Annotated in this window: 21 protein-coding genes; 5 read left to right on the forward strand and 16 right to left on the reverse strand. The window is 64.6% G+C overall.

The genetic code is table 11. From position 1 onward, the window contains the following. Positions 1-41: 41 nt before the first annotated feature. The 4 genes from pilV to IEV56_RS02260 are packed head-to-tail and all read right to left on the reverse strand — an operon-like array spanning position 42 to position 5,374. Positions 42-2,348, reverse strand: a complete 2,307-nt coding sequence (pilV, locus tag IEV56_RS02245) for a type IV pilus modification protein PilV (RefSeq protein WP_188447280.1) — start codon at positions 2,346-2,348, stop codon at positions 42-44. A 24-nt stretch (positions 2,349-2,372) separates the two neighbouring features. Next, on the reverse strand, positions 2,373-4,004 hold the full coding sequence (locus tag IEV56_RS02250) for a PilX N-terminal domain-containing pilus assembly protein (RefSeq protein WP_188447282.1): 1,632 nt from the start codon (positions 4,002-4,004) through the stop codon (positions 2,373-2,375). A gap of 11 nt (positions 4,005-4,015) precedes the next feature. Next, positions 4,016-4,810: a PilW family protein gene (locus IEV56_RS02255; protein ID WP_188447284.1), complete on the reverse strand. Its 795-nt coding sequence runs from the start codon at positions 4,808-4,810 to the stop codon at positions 4,016-4,018. Positions 4,811-4,822: 12 nt separating this feature from the next. Next, the gene (locus IEV56_RS02260) at positions 4,823-5,374 is read right to left on the reverse strand and encodes a GspH/FimT family pseudopilin (protein ID WP_188447286.1); all 552 of its coding nucleotides are present in this window, start codon (positions 5,372-5,374) and stop codon (positions 4,823-4,825) included. A gap of 187 nt (positions 5,375-5,561) precedes the next feature. Between IEV56_RS02260 and IEV56_RS02265 the strand changes: the two genes are divergently transcribed. Continuing rightward, a complete protein-coding gene (locus tag IEV56_RS02265) occupies positions 5,562-5,981 on the forward strand; it encodes a type IV pilin protein (protein WP_188447288.1) in 420 nt (139 codons plus the stop codon). Between the two features lies 1 nt (position 5,982). On the opposite strand, the gene ppnN is transcribed toward IEV56_RS02265, so the two are convergent. The 5 genes from ppnN to grxD all read right to left on the reverse strand — a co-directional run bounded on the left by ppnN (position 5,983) and on the right by grxD (position 12,773). Then, positions 5,983-7,380: a nucleotide 5'-monophosphate nucleosidase PpnN gene (gene ppnN, locus IEV56_RS02270; RefSeq protein ID WP_188447290.1), complete on the reverse strand. Its 1,398-nt coding sequence runs from the start codon at positions 7,378-7,380 to the stop codon at positions 5,983-5,985. 106 nt (positions 7,381-7,486) lie between these two features. Beyond that, a complete protein-coding gene (locus tag IEV56_RS02275) occupies positions 7,487-10,933 on the reverse strand; it encodes a TonB-dependent receptor (RefSeq protein WP_229730138.1) in 3,447 nt (1,148 codons plus the stop codon). 170 nt (positions 10,934-11,103) lie between these two features. Next, on the reverse strand, positions 11,104-11,697 hold the full coding sequence (locus IEV56_RS02280; protein WP_188447294.1) for a YhgN family NAAT transporter: 594 nt from the start codon (positions 11,695-11,697) through the stop codon (positions 11,104-11,106). Positions 11,698-11,700: 3 nt separating this feature from the next. Further along, positions 11,701-12,447 (reverse strand): SDR family NAD(P)-dependent oxidoreductase, encoded by a 747-nt coding sequence (locus tag IEV56_RS02285; RefSeq protein WP_188447296.1) that lies wholly within the window; start codon positions 12,445-12,447, stop codon positions 11,701-11,703. Continuing rightward, on the reverse strand, positions 12,444-12,773 hold the full coding sequence (gene grxD, locus IEV56_RS02290) for a Grx4 family monothiol glutaredoxin (RefSeq protein WP_188447298.1): 330 nt from the start codon (positions 12,771-12,773) through the stop codon (positions 12,444-12,446). Before grxD ends, IEV56_RS02285 begins: the two co-directional genes overlap by 4 nt. Before the next feature lie 98 nt (positions 12,774-12,871). Here grxD and IEV56_RS02295 point away from each other — a divergent pair, with 98 nt between their 5' ends. Continuing rightward, positions 12,872-13,450, forward strand: a complete 579-nt coding sequence (locus IEV56_RS02295; RefSeq protein ID WP_188447300.1) for a superoxide dismutase — start codon at positions 12,872-12,874, stop codon at positions 13,448-13,450. A gap of 87 nt (positions 13,451-13,537) precedes the next feature. Here IEV56_RS02295 and IEV56_RS02300 read toward each other — a convergent pair whose 3' ends face one another. Beyond that, positions 13,538-14,677, reverse strand: coding sequence for a 5-(carboxyamino)imidazole ribonucleotide synthase (locus IEV56_RS02300; RefSeq protein ID WP_188447303.1), 1,140 nt, complete (start codon positions 14,675-14,677; stop codon positions 13,538-13,540). Continuing rightward, the gene (gene purE, locus IEV56_RS02305) at positions 14,674-15,177 is read right to left on the reverse strand and encodes a 5-(carboxyamino)imidazole ribonucleotide mutase (RefSeq protein ID WP_188447305.1); all 504 of its coding nucleotides are present in this window, start codon (positions 15,175-15,177) and stop codon (positions 14,674-14,676) included. Before purE ends, IEV56_RS02300 begins: the two co-directional genes overlap by 4 nt. 59 nt (positions 15,178-15,236) lie before the next feature. Between purE and IEV56_RS02310 the strand changes: the two genes are divergently transcribed. The 3 genes from IEV56_RS02310 to IEV56_RS02320 are packed head-to-tail and all read left to right on the forward strand — an operon-like array spanning position 15,237 to position 16,670. Beyond that, positions 15,237-15,503: a Trm112 family protein gene (locus IEV56_RS02310; RefSeq protein ID WP_188447307.1), complete on the forward strand. Its 267-nt coding sequence runs from the start codon at positions 15,237-15,239 to the stop codon at positions 15,501-15,503. A 1-nt stretch (position 15,504) separates the two neighbouring features. After that, complete coding sequence (gene nadC / locus IEV56_RS02315) at positions 15,505-16,353, forward strand: carboxylating nicotinate-nucleotide diphosphorylase (RefSeq protein ID WP_188447309.1); 849 nt, start codon at positions 15,505-15,507, stop codon at positions 16,351-16,353. Continuing rightward, positions 16,350-16,670 (forward strand): DUF3301 domain-containing protein, encoded by a 321-nt coding sequence (locus IEV56_RS02320; protein ID WP_229730139.1) that lies wholly within the window; start codon positions 16,350-16,352, stop codon positions 16,668-16,670. Before nadC ends, IEV56_RS02320 begins: the two co-directional genes overlap by 4 nt. Here the strand turns inward: IEV56_RS02320 and IEV56_RS02325 are convergent. The 5 genes from IEV56_RS02325 to petA all read right to left on the reverse strand — a co-directional run bounded on the left by IEV56_RS02325 (position 16,663) and on the right by petA (position 20,512). Beyond that, a complete protein-coding gene (locus IEV56_RS02325) occupies positions 16,663-17,115 on the reverse strand; it encodes a ClpXP protease specificity-enhancing factor (protein ID WP_188447313.1) in 453 nt (150 codons plus the stop codon). The two genes, IEV56_RS02320 and IEV56_RS02325, sit on opposite strands and share 8 nt — an antisense overlap. Continuing rightward, positions 17,115-17,753 carry a glutathione S-transferase N-terminal domain-containing protein gene (locus tag IEV56_RS02330; RefSeq protein ID WP_188447315.1) on the reverse strand — a complete coding sequence of 213 codons (639 nt, stop codon included), beginning with the start codon at positions 17,751-17,753 and terminating at the stop codon, positions 17,115-17,117. Before IEV56_RS02330 ends, IEV56_RS02325 begins: the two co-directional genes overlap by 1 nt. A 131-nt stretch (positions 17,754-17,884) precedes the next feature. After that, the gene (locus IEV56_RS02335) at positions 17,885-18,634 is read right to left on the reverse strand and encodes a cytochrome c1 (RefSeq protein ID WP_229730140.1); all 750 of its coding nucleotides are present in this window, start codon (positions 18,632-18,634) and stop codon (positions 17,885-17,887) included. A gap of 25 nt (positions 18,635-18,659) precedes the next feature. Next, a complete protein-coding gene (locus IEV56_RS02340; RefSeq protein WP_425488559.1) occupies positions 18,660-19,904 on the reverse strand; it encodes a cytochrome b in 1,245 nt (414 codons plus the stop codon). Continuing rightward, the gene (gene petA, locus IEV56_RS02345; RefSeq protein ID WP_188447321.1) at positions 19,901-20,512 is read right to left on the reverse strand and encodes a ubiquinol-cytochrome c reductase iron-sulfur subunit; all 612 of its coding nucleotides are present in this window, start codon (positions 20,510-20,512) and stop codon (positions 19,901-19,903) included. The genes IEV56_RS02340 and petA overlap by 4 nt, the downstream gene beginning before the upstream one ends. Between the last annotated feature and the right edge of the window lie 23 nt (positions 20,513-20,535).

Consider the following 20,535-nt stretch of genomic DNA (forward strand, 5'->3'; position numbering starts at 1 on the left):
CCGCCGGAGCAGGGTTTCTTTCAGGCGGATGACATCTCGGCTCAAGGCGGACAACTTGCGCTTGTGATTGTGTAGGTCTTCTGATTGCAATTCGATGTCTTACAGACATAGGTGCACGTGTTTGCTGTCTTTGTCTCGTTCTGCAGAAACATGCCGATATTGATAGTGTTGCCGTCTGCGATTAAAGGGAAGGTAATGCTAGTCGATTCGCTGAGCGCGCCATCAGACGGAAGTGGCAAACCAATCACACCGGATTGGCTGGCTAAATCGACTCGATAGTTCTTACAGTAAGTCACTTGGTACGCATCCCTAACCCCAGGATCGTAGGACACGTTACCATTCGGGCCACTACAGGTAATCGGATCATGGCTGGTGCGGGTGGTATCGCTGGTGTTGTAGCTACGGATGGTTAAGACAACGCCGACGCCGACAGTGGCTGTGGTGCAGGTAAACGGATTCGGGCCACCATTGGCCGGATTGTAGTTGCACGTCGCTGCCGGGTTGGCCACAAAATTCGGATAAGTAGACGCGCTGAGGCCAAACGAGTAGTTATTGACATTAACGGTATAAGTCCCGCCGCCGACCGGCGGCGTGCCGCCGCCGATGGCGAACACCTGCGTGTCTTGCAGATCCGTCTCGTCGGGATCGATCGCGCTGGAAAGCAACGCAATGCCCGAATTCGAGTTGAAAATCGAGGAATAGGCGGTCTGGTTGCTGTTATTGGTCGGGTTCGAGCCCGGCGTGACTTTACCGCGCACCGGATCGGTCTGGGTCTCGCTACTGGCGAAATCGGCGTTGGTCACCACGATTTGGGTGCCCGAGGTCGGCGACCAGCGGCTCAGCTCCGACAGATTGATGGAGGTGAACGGCACATATTTCAGCACACAGGAGCGTTGCTGCGCCGTTGTGCCGGTGCACTTGGACGTGGCGATCTTGTCGCGCGCCTCCGGCTCGAGATAATCGATGAACAGACCGCGTGAATGCAACCATTTGAAATCGTTGGAGCGTTGGATGCCGATCGAGGCGGGGGCGTTGATGTCGCGCGCCGTCTCCAGACCGGACACCGCGGATGCTGTCAACGGCGTATTGTAGCTGGCCTGGTTGCCTTGGTTGACGATACGCGAATCCAGGTAATCCAGTACCAGATTCTGGTAGTTGGCGATGGCGGTCGTGGTCGGCGCGAAAGCACCGGTGGTGCCGTCGTTCCGCGCCTCGAGCAGATTGAAGTAGTCGTTGTTCATGTCCGCCGCGACACGGAAGATGCCGTCCACCCGGATCAACCGGCACGACTCCAGGTAGTTGTCGTTGGTGCCGGCCGCCACCAAGGCGCCGTTGGCGATCTTGTAGTGGACATGCGAGGCACGGCGGGGGTCGAACTTGGCCCCCTCCACGCCGCTCGGATCGTGATGGTCCCGGCAACAGGTGGTGCAGTAGGTGCTCTGCGGCGGATCGTTGTTGCCGATGGTCGCCGGACCCGCCGGCGGCGCATAGGAGGCCGGCCTCGGCACCGAGTAGCGGAATCCGTTCCAGTAGGACGGGCGGTAGGCGGTATCGGTGCTGACCGCGTTGCCGGCGTTGCAGGTGCAGCCGACCACGACCGTCTCAACCCGCGACTGGACCTGCGCCGTGGTATCGGTTATCGCGGCGTACGTCAGCACGTCGAAGCGGGTCTCGACCACATGCTGGTTGTTCTTGTTGCCGACGATTTCCGGTTTGGGGTTGGTCGCGGCCGTTTCGCTGCCGTCGCCCACGGCGATCGGAATCACGCCCTCGGTCAGGCTCGGGTCGTTGATCAGCACGCGCGGATAGCGCGGTTCCGACGTGGCGGTATTGTTCAACACCACCTTCGAGCCGTCTCCGGGCGACACCGCGCCGATGGCGTCTTCCAGGCCGATGCTTTGGGTGGCGCCGTTGGCGTCGGTCCAGCTGACGGTGATGGCGACGCGCTTGTACTCGTTGTTCGCCGTGAAGGCGACGCCGCTGGCATTGGCCGCGGGCGTTGGGCCGGTCAATGTGGCGATGGCGGCGAACGCGCTAGTACTGGGCTGATAGCCGAAACGGGTCACCGTCCACGCACGGCTGTAATTGACGCCGCCGAGATTGCCGTTGCTGTCGTTGACGGTATCCGTGCCGGTGGTCACCGCCTGGTAGCCGGCCAGCGTGCCGAACGAGCGCAGGTCCTCAAGCTTGTCCTTGGCCAGCTGCAGTGCCACGGTCTGGGCCTTGGTCTCGGCCGAGGAACGGATCAGGCTGGTCTGCAGGGCGGCAAGCGCCATCAGGCCGAAACCGAGCACCACGACCGAAATCATGACCTCGATCATGCTGAAGCCGCGGCTATTGCGTTTCATGCGATTCGTACTCATGGCCATTCCTCAGAATCCTTCCGTCGCGTCCAGCCAGCTGCCCGGCACGCGCGCGAACTTGGCGTTTTTCGGCAATTGGTTGGGATCGGTGCTGACGGCGGTGTTGTCGTAGATGATGTCGATGGTGCCGGCGATGTCGATATCGCCTTCCACCACCAGGGAGCCGATGATCTTGGAGTTGCCGACGCCCTTGAACTGGGCGGTGTTGTTGTTGCTGCGCACGAACAGGAGGCCGAAGAAATCGGTGTTGTTGACGGTCGCCTCGCCTTCCAGCACGACGATCGCCGGCGCATTGGGAGAACCGACCTGCGACGGCAACGAGCAGGTCCCCTGGATGTAGTACAGGCCGGATGCACTGGCGCCCAATGCGTTGAGTTGGGCACAGGTGATGACCTCGGCGTCCAGCTCGTCGATCAGGGTGTAGCTGGCGCAGTTCTGGTTCGAGGCCGGGCCGCAGTTGGTGTTCACGGCATTGGCGCCTTCGTCTACCACGCTGGACGCGTTGAAGATCCACTCGAACAGGGAATCGTCGGTGGTCACGTTCAGGTCGCTGAGATTGTTGCCGTTGCAGTCGAGGCCGGGGAAGAAGCCGACATCCGGCAAGGTGCCGTTGCCGCCGTCGCGGTCCAGGATGTCGAGCCCTTCCTTTTTAGTGCCTGCGGAATGGCCGGACAGGAAATTGCTGCCCGACCCGGTGATGGCCGGGCAGCCGCAGGCGTTGTTGGTGGTCACGCAGGTGGTCTTCAGCTCGGAGACCGGCGTGTTCTTGAGGTATTCGCCGAGCTGGCAGGTGGCCACGCTGCCGACGCCTCCAGAAGCCGGGCACAATCCGCCGCCGGAACCGTCGACGCCGACGTCGTTCGGCGACCAGATCGATGCCGGCACGCCGTAACCGCCGGCATTCGGATTGGTCACGATCTGGGCGTTGCCCAGCCCCTTTACGAAGCCCGAGCCGATAATCGGTACGGAGGAGGTCTGGCTGGCGTCCGTGTAGGAGGCCCAGGTCTCCTTGATCACCGCCGTGGTGTTTTCATTGGTCAGCGTGGCGGTGGCGATGAAGGTGACCGCGATGCGGTTGCCCTTGGCCGGTGACGAGGCGCAGGCCGGCGTGGCCAGCGACGAATCGATCCGGCACAACACCGCCTGCACGTCGACCACCGAAGGGAAGGCGGCCGCGCCGCCGACGTTGCCGATCGAGGTCGAGGGAATGAAACGGGTGGTGGCGGTGCTGGCGCCGGTGCCGTCGGTGGTATAGAACCACAATTGCGCACGACGGGTGCCGTCCGACTCTGAGCGGCACGGATGCGGCCGGCCGTCGATGGTGGCGGTATCGGTGACGCCGGCACAGGTTTTCCAGCCGGCATTGTTGGCTGTGCTGTCCAGCCAGCCGCCGGTGATATTGCTGATGACCTTGTCGCGATTGGCCTTCAGGGCTTCGCCGGCCAGGTTGATGCCGGCCTCGGCCGCCTGCTCGGCGATGCGGGCGCGGTTCTCGTTGGTGGCGGTGCGCTGCTCGAAGAAGCCGACGCTGGTCGAGAACAGCACCACCAGGCTGAGGATGATCAGCAGCAGCATGGTGATGGCCAACGTGGACACGCCGCGTTGGCGACGGTATGAAATGGCGGAAATACTGGTGTTCATGGCGTTTCCTCTCAAGTCCCGGCCGGCGCATCATCGCAAACATCGCTGGCCTCAAGACAATCAGCACGGACCTTGACGGTGCTTCGGATGCCGCGGGTGAACGTACCGTCGGTCGACTGGCGCAACTGGCCCTGCAGGTCGATGCCGATTTCGCGCATGGTGACGGCTGTAGAAGTTGCGGTTTTAGCCTGCACGATATAGCCGCTGGTGTCGAGCGTGAAACCGGTGATGTTGACTAAGCGCGGATCCGAGAGCGGACACCAACCAGCACTGGAGCAGCTGGCCGGGTAGCTAGTGTAATCCGGGGCGGCACCGCCACAAGTAGGCGTTATACCACTGGCACTTTCAGCCACCTCCAGTACACCGACATCCACACCATCAACTTCACGCACAACACGCCGAATTGCACGGATTTCGCCGTTGGCGAGATCTATCGAGCCAAAGGTTCCGCCAGCACGATCATAGGCATAAATTACGCATCCCTCATCATCCGCACTATCGCCATCGTCAGCCGCATTATTCTCAATATAGATGTAGGAGAAACGCGAGACGACTGGGTTATTTATTGGCGAGGCGGCGATGAAACCCGCTTGGCTCTGGTCGTAACCGGCACGGCGGAGTTCACGCGAGACGAAATCCATCGAGTTGCGCAGCTCTTGGCTCAAGCGGGTCGATTGCACGTATTCGGAATTGGCGGTCAGGCTGGACAGCGTGAAGGCAAGCACGGCGCCGACCACGATCAGGCCGATCGCCAGCGCGATCATCAATTCGACCAGGCTCAGGCCTCGGGAATGTTTACGGTTCATGCGGCCCGTTCCTCAGCAGCGGCGGTTGGTGAATTGCGGGATTTTCGAGCCGGCATCGGACGGCTCGCAGGTCACGGCGCGGCCGAACACGTTGACGCGGACATCCAAGCGGTAATCCGGGCCGTCGGCCGGCGCCCGGAGCTCCCAGAAGCCGTCGTCGTTCACGGCACCGCGTTTGGGATCGATGACGATGAAGTCGTCGCCGTTGTTGCCGATGCCATCGGGCGCCCTGACCCGGCGCCACTCAGCCTGATCGGCCGGGTAAGTGGCCACATCGCAGGCATCGGCCGTGAAGCAGTCGCAGGCATCGGTGTCGCCGGTGTCATCGGCGATGGCCGCGCCCAGGCAGAATTGGTCGCCGTCACGCACCAGACCGACCTTCACCGGCTGATTGCGCTTCAGGGCCTCGAAACGGGCGTTGGCCCAGAAACTGACCACTTGGTCGGAAGCGCCGCGCAGGGCGCTGCGCTGGCGCGTTTCGTTGAAGCTCGGGATGGCGACCATCAGGCCGATCGCCAAGACGGCCACCGCGACCATCAGTTCGATAAGAGAGAATCCCCGCATCCGGGAGCGGAATTCGTGCACGATGCTTCCCCAAGCCGTTTTCACACGCGTCCACTATGCCGCAAGCCGCCGCCGCCGGCAACCGCCGGCCGATGGACGGCCGATTCGGCCGATGAACTGCACGCCGACGATTGCATTCGGCAGGGGAAATTGGCATTCTGGAGGCCGGTTCAACGGGGAACAGGCCATGCGCAACAAGGGATTCACACTGATCGAACTGCTCGTGGTGATCGCCATCGTCGGCATCCTGGCCGTCATCGCCATCCCCAGCTTCACTGAACAGGTGGCCAAGAGCCGGCGTGCGGAAGCCGTCCGCATCCTCGGCGACATGCAACTGCGGCAGGAGCGATGGCGCGCCAACCACACTACATATGGCACATGCGACCAACTGGTTGCCCCGTCAACCTGCGCTACGTACAACGCGACAATACCGCATTACTCGATCAGCGTTACCGGCAACTCCACCACCGGCCATACGCTGACGGCAACCCGCAAAGGCGCGCAAAGCGGCGACCGCTGCGGCAACTTCGTACTGACGGTGAGCAACGGCGTCGCCACCAAGTCGCTCAGCGGCGGCTCGAACACCAGCAACTGCAACTGGCCGTGAGTCAGCGCACCACCCGGTAACAGGGCTGGTATTCGCCGGAGATCTTCATCCGGCGCTGGGCCACGAACGAGGCCAGCAGCTCGTCCAGCGCATGCATGATCTCCACGTCGCCTGAAATCGCGAACGGGCCGTCGCGCTCGATGCTCTTCATCGCATGCTCCTTGACGTTGCCGGCGACGATGCCCGAAAAGGCCCGGCGCAGGTCGGCCGCCAATTCGTGCCGCGGCTGGTCACGGTGCAGACGCAGGCCGGCCATCGCCTCGTGCGTCGGCTCGAACGGCTTCTGGAAGGCCAGCGGCACGCTCAGCGACCAGTTGAAGAAGAACGCGTCGCGCTCGCGGATGCGCTGCTCGCGAACGGCCTTCACGCCCTTGCTCATCAGCTTGGCCACGCGCTCGGCGTCATCGACCACGATGGTGTAGTACTTGGCCGCATCCTCGCCGAGCACCAGGCGGATGAAACGGTCCAGGTGCTCGAAATACGCGGCGGCGCACTCCGGTCCCGTCAGGATGAGCGGCAGCGAGATGCCGGCGTTGTCCGGATGCATCAGCAGGCCGAGCAGGTACAGGATCTCCTCGGCGGTGCCGACGCCGCCCGGGAAGGCGATGATGCCGTGTCCCAGGCGCACGAAGGCCTCCAAGCGCTTCTCGATGTCGGGCATGACGACCAGTTCGTTGACGATCGGGTTCGGCGACTCGGCCGCGATGATGCCCGGCTCGGTGATGCCGATGTAGCGGTTCTGGATCCGGCGCTGCTTGGCGTGGGCGATGGTGGCGCCCTTCATCGGACCCTTCATCGCGCCGGGGCCGCAGCCGGTGCAGATGTCGAGCGCGCGCAGGCCGAGCTCGTAGCCGACCTTCTTGGTATAGAGGTATTCCTCGCGCATGATCGAGTGCCCGCCCCAGCACACCACCAGGTTCGGGTCGATGTTGGGCCGCAGCACGTTGGCGTTGCGCAGGATCTCGAACACCGCGCTGGTGATGCCGGCGTTGGTGTCGAGCCGGAACAGCTCGCTGGACTGGATCTCGTTCGAGGTGTAGGCGATGTCGCGGACGACCGCGAACAGCAGGTCGGCCACGCCGTAGATCAGGTGGCCGTCGACGAAGGCGGTGGCCGGCGCGTTCCTGAGATCGAGCTTGATGCCGCGGTCGAGCTGCAGCACCTCGATGTCGAAATCCGGATAGCGCACCTGCGCGGCGCGCGGGTCGTCGGATTCGGTGCCGGTGGTCAGCACGGCCAGCGCGCAGCGGCGAAGCGTCTCGTGCAGGCCGCCCTTGCTGATGTCGCGCAGACGGGTCAGCTCCTCGCGCGAGAGCACGTCCATGCCGGTCGCGGCCTCGCCGTAGCGGCGGTGCGGCGGGGAGATCTGGCAGCTGATGGTGGGGCTTTTCTGGTTCATCGTTCGGTAGGTCTCGGGTGGTCCATCAGCATACGGTTTTGCCGGTGAATAGGCAAAGAAAAACCGGCCCGAAGGCCGGTTTTCCCTGGCACAAGCGCGGGTTCTATCAGAACTCGTACTTGACGGTGACTTGCGCCGCCCACTGCGATTCGCCGCCGTTCTGACGGGTCACGAAGTCCTCGACGCGGCCGGTGATGCCGTAGACGTAATTGCCGTTGGCATCCAGACCCATGTAGTCGACGAAGCTGCGCGACAGGCCGCCGGCGGAGCTGAACGCGATTTCGTCGATACGGCCCCACTTCTTGTTCAGCAGGTTGCCGACGTTCAGGATGTCGAGGGTCAGCGTGGCCTTGTTGCCGTCGAAGAAGCCCGGCAGCTCCTGGCTGACGCGGACGTCGAAGGTGTTGGTCCACGGCGCGAAGGCGGCGTTGCGCGGCACGAAGGTGCCGGCGTACTTGTCCAGGCCGTATTGCTCGGCGATGGCCCAGAACGCGGCCTCGGCCTGCACGGCGGTCGTGCTGCCCGGGCCCTTGAACACCACTTCGCCGGAACCGACGCCGACCGGGATGTACAGCAGGTCGTTGCTGTTGCCGTCGCCGTTCAGGTCGTTGTTGTAGATCCAGCTGTACGGCTTGCCTTTGCGGCCTTCATAGAACAGGCCGAAGCGGGTGGCGTACTCGCCGAAGAAGTTGTGCTTCCAGTTCAGCGAACCCGTGAAGCGATCCTTGACCAGATAAGCCGAGTTGGCGGCCACTTCCTCGTTGGCGTTGAACACCGAGACCGAGTTCCAGTTGGAGTTGGCGACCGAGGAGGTCAGCGGACTGACTTCGGTGGCCTTGGTGTTGGTGAAGCCCAGGCTCCAATCCAGTTCGTCGAAGGCACGGCCCGAGAAGGACACGGTGAAGGCTCCGCCGCCGCCCTTGCCGGTGCGTTCGGCCAGCAACACGTTGTTGAAGCTGCGGTTGCTCAGGGCGCGGGTACGGGACTGGCCCGACGGTGCGCCGCAGGCGCCGCTGGTGTTGGTGGACAGAGAGCCGCTGGCGTTGTAGCTGTAGCAGGCCGAGCTGTAGGCGACCGGATGGTAGAACAGGTCACGGCCATCGACGCCCTGCAAGGTCGGCGCGCCGAGGTTCAGGTGCTTGTAGAAGATGCCGTCCTCGACGATGGTGCGGACGTATTCCAGCGACATGGTGACGCCGCCGGCCAGCTCCTGCTCGAACGCCAAGTTGGCTTTCCAGACCGACGGCTGGGCCAAGTCCGGCGACAGGAAGTCGACGTTCGGCGCCGGCGGGGTACCCGCGATGCTCGGCTGGTTGCCGGTGTCCGGGCTGAAAAAGCCGTCAGTACGCGGACAGGCACTGGAGCCGGTGCCCGAGCAGCTGACGATGCCGGTGGTCACGCCGGTGTTGGAATACGGATTCGACAGCCAGACGTTGGCGGCGGCGCCTTCGAACAGGCCGAAACCGCCGCGGACCTGCATCGGGCGCTCGGAATCGAAGGTATAGTTGAAGCCGACGCGCGGCTGGAACAGGCTGTTGCCGTCCAGAGTGTGCGAGTTGTCGTAGCCGAAGCCGCCGGTGGCACGCGTGGTGGTGCCGGTCTGCGGAGTGGTCTGACCGGTCACGGAACCGGCAACCGGCGCGGCGGCGGCAGCGGCGTTGTAGGTCGGCTCGACGCCCATCGACTTGCGGTCGATGCGCGCGCCGAAGTTCAGGGTCAGATTGGTGTTGACCGCCCAAGTGTCCTGCAGGAACAGGCCGAGGTTCTGGTAATCCCAGTTGGCCACACCATCGTTCAGGTCATAACCCGGGAGGCCGATTTGCACGGCGTAGCTGAGCGGACGGCCGCGGCGGAAATTCTCCAGCATGGCGGCGGTGTACTGGCTGCGGGTCAGGGCGCTGCAGCTGAAGTTGCCGAGGCCGGTCAGGGCGGCGTCGCTGTAGGTGAAGGTGGCGGACGCGTTGATGCAATCGAAGGTGTAGTTGCCGCGGGTATCCTGCAGGAAGGCGTTGTAGACCTCGTTGTCGTCGTAGTCGAAGCCGAACTTCAGCTGGTGGTCGCCCAGGAACCAGTTGGCGGCGCCGTAGTAGTTCCAGGTCTCGGTGGCCAGGTCGTTGAAGTGGCGGCTCCGCTCGGTGCCGAAGATCAGGCCGGCCGACGTGCTGCTGAAGGTCGGGGAACCGCTCGGCAGGGCGCCGGTGAAGTTCAGACGGATCTGCGGCAGGTCGGAGTTGTTGACCGGGGCGCTGTTGTAGTCGCGGAACGACGCCTTGAACTCGGTGGAGAAATTATCGGTCCAGTCGGAGAACAGCTGGCCGACCCAGGTTTCGATGCTCTTGGCCTGGGTGTACCAGTGCGAGCTCAGCGACATGGCGAAGCCGCCGCTGGTGAAGTTGCTCGGGTACAGCGGCTCGTTCTGCTCGGTCTTGCTCCAACGCAGGCTGGCGCGGTGCTTCTCGCCCAGGTTGGCGTCGATCTTGATCAGGGAGTCCTTGACCTTCAGTTCGGCGGCGGCGGCATCGGCGGTGCCGATGTCCATGCCCCAGGTGGCGGAGGCGATGCTAGTGGCCGCGGCGATTTCGTCGTCGGTCAGCGGCACGTTGAAGCGGTCGCTGCCGATCGGGCCGGCGGCCGGACCGCCGCGGGTGCTGGTCAGCTCTTCATAGGCGGCGAAGAAGAACAGGGTGTCCTTGACGATCGGACCGCCGAAGGTGAAGCCCTTGGTGGTTTCCTCGAACGCCGGCGGATCGATGTAGCTGTCGGTCGAGCGGATGTAGCGGTCGCCCGCGCCGTTGTCGTCGCGGTACACGTAGTAGACCGAGCCCTTGAATTCGTTGGTGCCGGACTTGGTGACGGCGTTGATGTTGGCGCCGGTGTAGCCCTTCTGGGTCACGTCGTAGTTGGAGATGTTGATCTGCACGGACTCGATGGCGTCGATCGAAATCGGCTGCTTGGCGGTCGGCAGGTTGTTGGCCTCCAGGCCGAAGGTGTCGTTGGTGGCGACCGAGTCGATGGTGATCGAGTTGAAGCGGGAGTTCTGGCCGCCGACCGAAATTTCGCCGCGTTCCTTGTCGGTCTGCGACAGGCGCGGATCCAGGCGGGCGTAATCCTGCAGGTTGCGTTGGATCGAGGCGAAGGAGTTCAGCTGTTCGCCGCTGATGTTGGTGCCGGCGCCCATCTTGTCGGCGCTGAACACTTCCGAACCCACGGCCACGCCGGTCACTTTCACGGTGTCGAGCACTTTCGGACCGCCCAGCGAGGCGTCGAGCGACTTGGTCTCGGCCAGCTGCAGGTAGACGTTGTCGCGGGTCTCGGTCACGCCGTCCTTGGTGATGGTGATGGTGTACGGGCCGCCCACGCGCAGGCCGCGCGAGATATAACGGCCGCCGGCATCGGTGACCGCCGTGCTGACCGAACCGGATTCAATGTGCTTGATGGTCACGGTAGCGCCGGCCACCGGCTTGCCTTCGGTGCCGGTGATTTGGCCGCCGAGGGCGGACGAGGTGTTCTGGGCCAGAACCGGGGAGGCCGACAAGGCCACGGCAAGAGCCATGGAAAGCTGCGAAATCCGGACGCGTTTGGAAGAATTCATGAGTGATTACCCGTTTTGTAGGTGAATGGCGAATGACTGCTACAGGGAAGCTGTATGACTACCCGCTGAACTACGGCGGAATTTTACCACCGAATGTTAATTTTATGTATGTTTTATGACAGGAAAATGACTTACGAGGCGCTGTTCAGGTAGGCCCTGATGCCGTCCATCAGCATCTGCACCGAAATCGCCACCAGCAACATGCCCATCAGGCGCTCCAGGGCCACCAGAACCCGGGTTCCCAACACCTTATAGAGGTAGGTCGCGGACAGCAGGATCAGCGCCGTGCCGAACCAGGCCAAGGCCAGGGCCAGAGTCCAGTCGCCCATCCGGCCGGGATCCTGGCTGCCGAACAGCATCACCGCCGCCATGGCCGAGGGGCCGGCCACCATCGGAATGGCCATCGGTACGATGAACGGCTCGCCGCCCTCGCCTTCGCCGAACATGCCTTCTGGGCTGGGGAAGATCATTTTCAGGCCGATCAGGAATAGGATGATGCCGCCGGCGATGGACACCGACTCCTGGCGCAGATGCATGGCCTCAAGCACGTATTTGCCGCCCCAGAGGAAGCCCAGCAACACGAAAAAGGCGATCAGCAGCTCGCGCACCAGCACCACGCGTTGGCGCGTTTTCGGCAAGGGCTTGAGCAGGCTCAGGAATACCGGGATATTGCCCAGCGGATCCATGATCAGGAACAGCAGCAGCGCGGCGGATACGGTTTCCATGGCTTATCGGATCTGGTCGGGGCGAAGGATGCGGCCGCGGTCGGCGATGCCGGCGGCGGACAGCAGATGGACGCAGGCCGGCGCGTACACCGAGGCCTCGGGGCAATCAGTGGCGGCCTCTTCGACATACGCCCGGGCGCGGATGCTGGTGCGCATCGGGCCCGGCTGCAGGGCGGCGACCCGGACCACGGAGTCCTCGGTCTCGTCGTGCAGCATCGACACCAGCCCTTCCAGGCCGGCCTTGGCGATGCCGTAGGCGCCCCAATAGGCTTTGTTGACGCGGCGCAGGTCCTCGGCCACGAACACCACCGCGGCGTCGCCGGATTGGCGCAGCACCGGCAGGCAGGCCTGGGTCAGCAGCCAGGGCGCGGTCAGGTTGACGTGGATCTGGGTGACGAACTCTTCCGGACTGGTGGTTTCCAGCGGACGCAGGCCGGAGAAATCGGCCGCGCAATGCAGGATGCCGTGCAGACCGCCCAATTCGGCCGCGATTTTGTCGGCCATGGCCTCGTAATCGGCCGGGTCGGCGCCGCGCATATCAAGCGGATACAGGGCCGGCTCCGGGCCGATCTTCTTGATGGCGTCGTACACCCGATTGAGCTTAGGCACTTTCTTGCCGAGCAGCACCACCGTGGCGCCGGCCGCGGCGGCGGCCTTGGCTGCCGCCTCGCCCAAGCCGCCATAGGCACCCGTGACCAGGATGACCCGGCCGGCCAGGCAGTCCGGTGTGGGCGTCGGCAGCGGGCTCATGCCGCTTTTTGCGCGTCCGCCACCATCGCGGCCAGATCGCCGCTTTCGAACAGCTCCAAGGTGATGTCGCAGCCGCCGATCAGCTCGCCGTTGATGAACAGCTGCGGGAAAGTCGGCCAGTCGGAATAGCGCGGCAGGTTGGCGCGGATTTCCGGGTCCTCCAACACGTTGACGGTGTGCATCTGGGCGCCGACGGCCTTCAGCGCCTGCACGGTGCGCGAGGAAAAGCCGCACATCGGGAACTGCGGCGTGCCTTTCATGAACAGCACGATGGGCGCGCTGGTGATTTCGGCTTTGATGCGGTCGTTGATGGGATTGGTGGACATGCGGTGCTCCGAGGGTTTCGAGGGAATACATCCCGTTCACTAACGAGGTAGAATTATAAGCCCTATTGCCCCACCACGGATCAACCCGGAGAACCCCCATGGCCATCGAACTGCCCGCCCTGCCCTACGACCGTACCGCGCTTGAACCGCACATCTCGGCCGAAACCATCGACTACCACTACTCCAAGCACCACCAGACCTACGTCACCAACCTGAACAACCTGATCGCCGGTACCGAATTCGAGAGCGCCGACCTGGAAACCATCGTGCGCAAATCGCAGGGCGGCCTGTTCAACAACGCCGCCCAGGTCTGGAACCACACCTTCTACTGGAACTGCCTGAAACCGAACGGCGGCGGCGCACCGACCGGCAAGCTGGCCGAGGCCATCGATGCCGCGTTCGGTAGCTTCGAGGCATTCAAGGCCGAATTCACCAAGACCGCCATCGGCACCTTCGGTTCCGGCTGGGCCTGGCTGGTGCAGCGCACGGACGGCAGTCTGGCCTTGGTCAGCACCTCCAACGCCGCCACCCCGCTGACCGGCGCCGATAAGCCGCTGCTGACCTGCGACGTCTGGGAACACGCCTATTACGTGGACTACCGCAACGCCCGCCCGAAATACGTGGAAGCGTTCTGGAACCTGGTCAACTGGGATTTCGTCGCCGCCCAGATGGCGTGATGCCGCGATGCGGGGGCGAACACATAGGTTCGCCCCTACAGCGGTTATGACGAAACGAAAAACGCGCCCTCGGGCTCCTTTTTCGTTTCAGGCCAGGCGGACGATGACCGGCGCGACCTGTGTCTGCCGGCTGAGGGCGGCACCGACGCGCGCCAGGGATTCGGCCAAAGCCTGCGGCGAATCCGCGCGCAAGGTGGCATGCCCCACTTTACGGCCGGCGCGGGCGCGTTTGCCGTAGTCATGCCAATGGCCGCCGGCCTCCTGCAGCACCGGTTGCGCGTCCGGCATCGCGCCGATCCAGTTCAGCATGCAACTGGCGCCGAGCGAACGGGTACTGCCGAGCGGCAGGCCGAGCACGGCGCGCAGATGGTTCTGGAACTGCGAGGTTTCCGCGCCCTCGATGGTCCAATGCCCGGAGTTGTGCACGCGCGGCGCCATCTCGTTGGCCATCAGCCGGCCCTGATGCAGGAACAGCTCGAGCGCGAACACACCGACGTAATCGAGTTTTTCCGCGACCTTGCGGGCGTAGGCCACGGCGTCGGCCTCGAACGCGGCGGTGCCGGTGGCCGGCGACAGGCTGGCCGACAGCACGCCCTGCTCATGCCAGTTCTCGGTCAGCGCCCAATGGCGGAACTCGCCGTCGCGGCCGCGCACGGCCACTACCGAAATCTCGCGCTCGAACGGCACGAACGCCTCCAGGATCAGGCCGACGGTAGCGGCCTGCGCGCCTAGCGCCTGCCAGGCGGCGTCGATGTCGGCATCGGAGCGGATGCGGAACTGGCCCTTGCCGTCGTAGCCCAGGCGTCGGGTCTTCAGGATGCACGGCGTGCCGAGCTCGGCGATGGCGGCGCGCAGGGCGTCGAAGCCGGTGATGTCGCGGAAGTCCGGGACGTCGATGTCCAGTTCGCGGAACAAGGTCTTCTCGGCCAGGCGGTCCTGCGACACCGCCAGGGCGTCGGGATTGGGGAACACCGGAATGCGGGCATTCAACCAGCGCGCGCTTTCGGCCGGCACGTTCTCGAAGTCGAAGGTGGCGACGTCGACCTTGGCCGCGAACTCGGCCAGGATGGCTTCATCGCGGTAATCGCCGACCAGCATCGGCGCGAACTGGCCGGCGCAGGCATCGGTGACGTTGTCCAGCAACAGGAAGCGCAGGCCCAGCGGCGCGCCGGAAAGCGCCATCATGCGGGCCAGCTGTCCGCCGCCGAGGATGCCGACCGTGGTCATGGCAGACGCGGATCGGGCGCGGCCAGCACGGCGTCGGTCTGTTGCCGACGGAAAGCGGCGAGCTTGGCGGCCACGTCCGGGAACTCGGCGGCCAGCATGGCGGCCGCGAACAGCGCGGCATTGGCGGCGCCGGCCTGGCCGATGGCGAAGGTGGCGACCGGAACGCCGGCCGGCATCTGCACGATCGACAGCAGGGAATCCTGGCCGCTGAGCGCCTTGCTCTGCACCGGAACGCCCAGCACCGGCACGGCGGTCTTGGCGGCCAGCATGCCCGGCAGATGCGCGGCGCCACCGGCGCCGGCGATGATCGCGCGCAGGCCGCGCGTCTGGGCGTTTTCGGCGTAGGAGAACAGCAGATCGGGGGTGCGGTGGGCGGAGACCACCTGCACGTCGTGCGCGATGCCGAACGCTTCGAGGTGCTTCACCGCGTGCTGCATGGTGTCCCAATCGCTGCGGGAACCCATCACCACGCCAACCAGTACCGGACTTGAATCAGCCATAGCGCTAACCCCATCTAAAGGCGTATTCTATGCGCTTATCGCTGAAACTTCCACGGCCCATGGACAAAAAACTGCTCGACATCCTGTGCTGCCCCGCCAGCAAACAGCCGCTGCTCATACTGCCCGCCGACGCCCTGAAACGGCTCAACGCCGCGGTCGCGGCCGGCGCCGTGGCCGATGTCGATGGCCGCACGGTGAGCGCGCCCTATGCCGAGGCCCTGATCACCGCCGACGGCAAGCTGATCTACCGCATCGACGACGGCATTCCGGTGCTGTTGGCCGACGAAGCCGTCGCCGCCACCGCGATCGACGGCCGCGATGCCTGATATGCGCGGCGTTCCCGCGCCGCCGCAGGCGGTGGTCGAGGCCGATGCCGCACGCAGCCTGGCCGAGGACATCCAAGGCGGCGACGTCACCGCCGAACTGCTCGAGGACGCCATCGAATCCGGCTATGTCGTCGCCAAGGAAGCCGCGTGGGTCTGCGGCCGGCCGTGGTTCGACGCCTGTTTCCGGCAACTGGACCCGGATGTCGAACTGCATTGGCTGGTCGCCGAAGGCGACGAGGTCGCCGCCGGCACGGTGCTGGTCCGCTTCCGCGGCCGCGTGCGCGCCTTGGTCGGCGCCGAGCGCAGCGCGCTGAACTTCCTGCAGACCCTATCGGCCACCGCCACCCAGACCGCGGCCTATGCCAAAGCCCTGGCCGGCACCGGCACGCGCGTACTCGACACCCGCAAGACCCTGCCCGGCCTGCGCCAGGCCCAGAAATACGCGGTGCGCGTCGGCGGCGGCATCAATCACCGCATGGGCCTGTTCGATGCGGTCATGCTCAAGGAAAACCACATCCATGCCGCCGGCTCCATCGCCGCGGCGGTTGCCGAGTCGCGTAGCCGGCATCCGGACATCCCGGTCATCGTCGAGGTCGAAACGCTCGACGAGCTGCGCGAGGCGCTGGCCACCGACTGCACCCGCATCCTCATCGACGACTTCAGCGATGCCGACATGCATGAGGCGGTGCGCCTGGCCGGCGGCCGCAAGCCGCTGGAGGTTTCCGGCGGCGTCACATGGGAGCGGCTGGCCGCCATCGCCGCGGCCGGCGTCGATTTCGTCTCGGTCGGCGCGCTGACCAAACACATCCGCGCCGTCGATTTCTCGATGCGTCTGGGCGACCCGCCGTGAATGCGGTCTGGTTCATCCTGCTGGCGTTTCCGCTGTGGGCGTTCTGGTCGGCGGGACGCGCCGCGGCCGAAGAGGCCGCGCGCTTCAGCCGGCAGCTGTGCATCCGCGCCGGCGTGCAGTGGCTGGATGACAGCGTGCACCAAGTGCGTCTCGGCATCACGCGCGAATCCGGCCGTCTGCGCTGGCGCCGGACCTACCGGTTCGAATACTCGCACGACGGCCACGACCGTTACGCCGGCAGCGTAACCCTGCTCGGCGACCGCGCGGTGAGCTGGAGCGAACCGGTGGCGCGCACGGCGCCGGACCGGCTTATTTGACGATGCGCAGATGCCCGCCCTTCGGGGGCGGCGGCGTCCGGTCATCACCGGCCTCTTCCGCCTCGGCATCGGCGGCGGCCTGCTCGGCCGAAACCGCATCGACGTCTTCCGACGCGCCCTCGTCCGGCGGCAACATCATGCCCTGCCCGGTTTCATGGGCGTAAATGGCGATCACCGCCGCCACCGGCACGTACAGGAATTGGCTGACGCCGCCGAAGCGGGCCTTGAAGCTCAGGCCGTCGTTGCCCAGATCCAGGGCCTCGACCGCGCGCATGGCGATGTTCAGCACCACCTTGCCGTCCTTGACCGCCGAAGCCGGAACCTGCACGTCCGGTTGCCGGGCGTCGACCAGGATGTAGGGCGTCAGGTCGTTGTCGTTGATCCACTCGTACAGCGCCCGCAGCAGGTACGGACGGTTGGAGCTCATGCGCGGCGCGTCGGCCATCAGCTGAACGCCATGTCGCGCAGGGCCTTTTCCTCGGCGGTCATGCTGCGGGTGAAGGCCGGATTGCGGAAGATGCGCAGGCCGTAGTCCTCGACGCATTTGGCGTCCTTCGGCAGCACCACGCCGAGCGCCGGCAGGCGCCAGATGATGGGGGTGATGGCGCAGTCGACCAGACTCATGTCGTTGCCGAAGAAGAACCGGTTGCCCTTGAAGAACGGCAGCGACTCGAGGATGAGTTCGCGCAGGCGCTTGCGCGCGGGCTCGACGCCCTTGCCGCCGGCCATGATGGCCTGCACCTGCGGCACCCAGTCCTGCTCGACCTGGCGCACGGCGATGCGGTGCATGGCGCGGAAGATCGGTTCGGCCGGCATCAGCGCCGGGTGCGGGTAGCGCTCGTCCAGGTATTCGGCGATGACGTTGGAGATGTAGATGGCGTTGTCGCGCTCGACCAGGGTCGGCACCGAATGGTAATGCGGCGCCAACAGCAGCAGGTCTTCGGGCGGATTGGCGGTATCGACGGGAATCAGGTCGTAGGTCAGGCCCTTGGCGGCCATCACCATCCGGACTTTATGGCAGACCACGCAGTTTTTCGCGGAATAAAGGGTCAGGGTATTGCGGGAGCGCGGCGCTGTTGCCATTCCATTGTACCTATCGAAGTCGAGGGTGATTTGCGTCCATTCATCTTAAAATCGCCAATTTCACCGCATTTTGCAATGCCTGGCATGAAAAAAGGCCGCTTGCGCGGCCTTTTTCCTGCGATTCCAACGACTTAGTGGATATCGCGCCAGTATTCCTTGTTCAGGAAGTAGGCCAACAGGGTGAACAGGGCCAGGAACAGCACGGCCCAGACGCCGATCGACTCGCGCTTGGCGGCCGACGGCTCGCCGACATAGGCCAGGAACGCGGTGATGTCGCGGGCGACCTGGTCGTACTCTTCGGCGCTGAGGCTGCCTTTCTTGTGCTCGGGGATGCTGAAGCCGGTCAGGCACTGGCCGTTGACTTCCCCCTTCGGGCAATGGCCGCCTTCGGGCTTGGCTTCGGTCAGCGGATGTTGGCTGCCCTGCAGTTCCCACAGCACATGCGGCATCGAGGCGTTCGGGAACACCGTGTTGTTCCAGCCCATCGGACGCGATTCGTCGACGTAGAAGGACTTCAGGTAGTTGTACACCCAGTCGGCGCCCTCGGCCTTGCGGCGGGCGATCAGGCTGAGATCCGGCGGCGCTTTGCCCAACCAGGCGGTAGCCTGGACCGGGTCGAGGCCGGTATTCATCGCCTCGCCGAACTTGGCGCCTTCCGGCATCAGGTACTTGGTCACCTGCTCATCGGTCAGGCCGAGGTCCTCGGCCATGCGCGAGTAGCGCTGGTAGCCCAGCGAATGGCAGGAGGCGCAGTAGTTCATGTACAGGGCCGCACCGCGCTGCAGGGACCCCTTGTTGCCGAGGTCGACCTGGGCCGACTCCATTTCGATGCCGGCACCGGCGGCCGAAACGGAACCCGAAATCAGGACGGCGGCGGCCATCAGACCGCGGAAAAACGAAACAGGCTTAGTCATGGTCGGGGATCCGGGCTGGCACGTCTTTGGTCTGGCCCATGGCCGACCAAATTGGCATGGTAAGGAAGAAGGCGAAGTAGAACACGGTCAGGATGCGCGCGGTCCAGGTCTGGGCCGGGCTGCCGGCCTGCATGCCGAGGTAGGCCAGCACCACGAAGGCGACGGCGAACAGGGCGATCAGCACCTTGTGCAGCGTCGGACGGTAGCGGATGGACTTGACCTTGCAGCGGTCGAACCAGGGCAGACCGAACAGGATGATCACCGCGCCGCCCATGGTCATCACGCCGAACAGCTTGTCGGGCACCGCGCGCAGCATGGCGTAGAACGGGGTGAAGTACCAGACCGGCTTGATGTGCGCCGGGGTCACCAGCGGGTCGGCCGGGATGAAGTTGTCGTACTCCAGGAACAGGCCGCCGAAGGTCGGCACGAAGAACAGGATGAAGGCGGCGATGGTCAGGAAGAAGCCGATGCCGAACAGGTCGTGCACGGTGTAGTACGGGTGGAACGGGATGCCGTCCAGCGGCTTGCCGTTGTCGCCCTTCACCTTCTTGATGTCGATGCCTTCCGGGTTGTTCGAGCCCACTTCGTGCAGGGCGCCCAGGTGCAGCACCACCAGCAGCAGGATGACCAGCGGCAGCGCGATCACGTGCAGGGCGAAGAAGCGGTTCAGGGTGGCGTCGGAGACCAGGTAGTCGCCGCGGATCCACTCGGTCAGCTCGGGGCCGATCACCGGCACCGCGCCGAACAGGTTGATGATCACCTGCGCACCCCAGTACGACATCTGGCCCCAGGGCAGCACGTAGCCGAGGAAAGCTTCGGCCATCAGCACGAGGAAGATCAGCATGCCGAGGATCCAGACCAGCTCGCGCGGCTTCTGGTACGAGCCGTAGATCAGGCCGCGGAACATGTGCAGGTACACCACCACGAAGAACAGCGAGGCGCCGGTCGAGTGCATGTAGCGGATGATCCAGCCGCCGGCGACGTCGCGCATGATGTACTCGACCGAGGCGAAAGCCTCCATCGCGCTCGGCTTGTAGTGCATGGTCAGGAAGATGCCGGTGACGATCTGGTTGACCAGCACCACCATGGCCAGCACGCCGAAGTAGTACAGGAAGTTGAAGTTCTTCGGCGCGTAGTACTCCGTCATGTGCTTCTTGTAGAACGGCAGGAAGCCCGGCGCGCGCTGGTTGAACCAGTCGGTGGCGTTGTTAACGACGCGTTCGATGGCGTTCATCAGGCGGCTCCTTCAGGGGCGACGCCGATCACGACGGTGTTGTCGTCGGCGAAATGGTACGGGGGCACTTCCAGGTTGGACGGCGCCGGGACGCCCTGGTAGACGCGGCCGGCCAGGTCGAAGCGCGATTGGTGGCAGGGGCAGTAGAAGCCGCCCTTCCATTCGGCGTCGAACGGCTGCGGCAGCATCTCCGGCACGAAGGTCGGCGAGCAGCCCAAGTGGGTGCAGATGCCGACGATGACGGCGATGTTTTCCTTGCCCTTGATGGTGCGGGCCTCGTTCTTGGCGAAGGCCGGGGTCTGGTCGGGATTGTCCGATTTCGGGTCGCGCAGACTGCCGTCGAGCGACGGCAGGGCCGCCAGCTGCTCGGGGGTGCGCTTGAATACCCAGACCGGCTTGCCGCGCCACTGCTGGATGATGCGCATGCCCGGCTCGTTGTCGATCTTGGCGATGTTGACGCTGACCGGGGCGCCGGCGGTCTGCGCGCGGGCCGAGGGTTTGAAGGACGTGATGAACGGAACGGCGGCGAAGCCCGCTCCGATGGCGCCGACCGCGGCGGTGGTGGCGGTCAGGAACCGGCGGCGGCCGGTGTTAACTTCATGGTTAGCCATTCGGCTCTCCAACACAGTGAAAT

The organism is Arenimonas maotaiensis (assembly GCF_014638745.1).
In the GTDB taxonomy this organism is placed as follows: Bacteria; Pseudomonadota; Gammaproteobacteria; order Xanthomonadales; family Xanthomonadaceae; genus Arenimonas; species Arenimonas maotaiensis.

Excerpts from the sequence above, each read along its gene's own strand:
- pilV (WP_188447280.1), bottom strand. The coding sequence starts at position 2,348 with ATGAAACGCAATAGCCGCGGCTTCAGCATGATCGAGGTCATGATTTCG.
- IEV56_RS02250 (WP_188447282.1), bottom strand. The coding sequence starts at position 4,004 with ATGAACACCAGTATTTCCGCCATTTCATACCGTCGCCAACGCGGCGTG.
- IEV56_RS02255 (WP_188447284.1), bottom strand. The coding sequence starts at position 4,810 with ATGAACCGTAAACATTCCCGAGGCCTGAGCCTGGTCGAATTGATGATC.
- IEV56_RS02260 (WP_188447286.1), bottom strand. The coding sequence starts at position 5,374 with ATGCGGGGATTCTCTCTTATCGAACTGATGGTCGCGGTGGCCGTCTTG.
- IEV56_RS02265 (WP_188447288.1), top strand. The coding sequence starts at position 5,562 with ATGCGCAACAAGGGATTCACACTGATCGAACTGCTCGTGGTGATCGCC.
- ppnN (WP_188447290.1), bottom strand. The coding sequence starts at position 7,380 with ATGAACCAGAAAAGCCCCACCATCAGCTGCCAGATCTCCCCGCCGCAC.
- IEV56_RS02275 (WP_229730138.1), bottom strand. The coding sequence starts at position 10,933 with ATGGCTCTTGCCGTGGCCTTGTCGGCCTCCCCGGTTCTGGCCCAGAAC.
- IEV56_RS02280 (WP_188447294.1), bottom strand. The coding sequence starts at position 11,697 with ATGGAAACCGTATCCGCCGCGCTGCTGCTGTTCCTGATCATGGATCCG.
- IEV56_RS02285 (WP_188447296.1), bottom strand. The coding sequence starts at position 12,447 with ATGAGCCCGCTGCCGACGCCCACACCGGACTGCCTGGCCGGCCGGGTC.
- grxD (WP_188447298.1), bottom strand. The coding sequence starts at position 12,773 with ATGTCCACCAATCCCATCAACGACCGCATCAAAGCCGAAATCACCAGC.
- IEV56_RS02295 (WP_188447300.1), top strand. The coding sequence starts at position 12,872 with ATGGCCATCGAACTGCCCGCCCTGCCCTACGACCGTACCGCGCTTGAA.
- IEV56_RS02300 (WP_188447303.1), bottom strand. The coding sequence starts at position 14,677 with ATGACCACGGTCGGCATCCTCGGCGGCGGACAGCTGGCCCGCATGATG.
- purE (WP_188447305.1), bottom strand. The coding sequence starts at position 15,177 with ATGGCTGATTCAAGTCCGGTACTGGTTGGCGTGGTGATGGGTTCCCGC.
- IEV56_RS02310 (WP_188447307.1), top strand. The coding sequence starts at position 15,237 with ATGGACAAAAAACTGCTCGACATCCTGTGCTGCCCCGCCAGCAAACAG.
- nadC (WP_188447309.1), top strand. The coding sequence starts at position 15,505 with ATGCGCGGCGTTCCCGCGCCGCCGCAGGCGGTGGTCGAGGCCGATGCC.
- IEV56_RS02325 (WP_188447313.1), bottom strand. The coding sequence starts at position 17,115 with ATGGCCGACGCGCCGCGCATGAGCTCCAACCGTCCGTACCTGCTGCGG.
- IEV56_RS02330 (WP_188447315.1), bottom strand. The coding sequence starts at position 17,753 with ATGGCAACAGCGCCGCGCTCCCGCAATACCCTGACCCTTTATTCCGCG.
- IEV56_RS02335 (WP_229730140.1), bottom strand. The coding sequence starts at position 18,634 with ATGGCCGCCGCCGTCCTGATTTCGGGTTCCGTTTCGGCCGCCGGTGCC.
- petA (WP_188447321.1), bottom strand. The coding sequence starts at position 20,512 with ATGGCTAACCATGAAGTTAACACCGGCCGCCGCCGGTTCCTGACCGCC.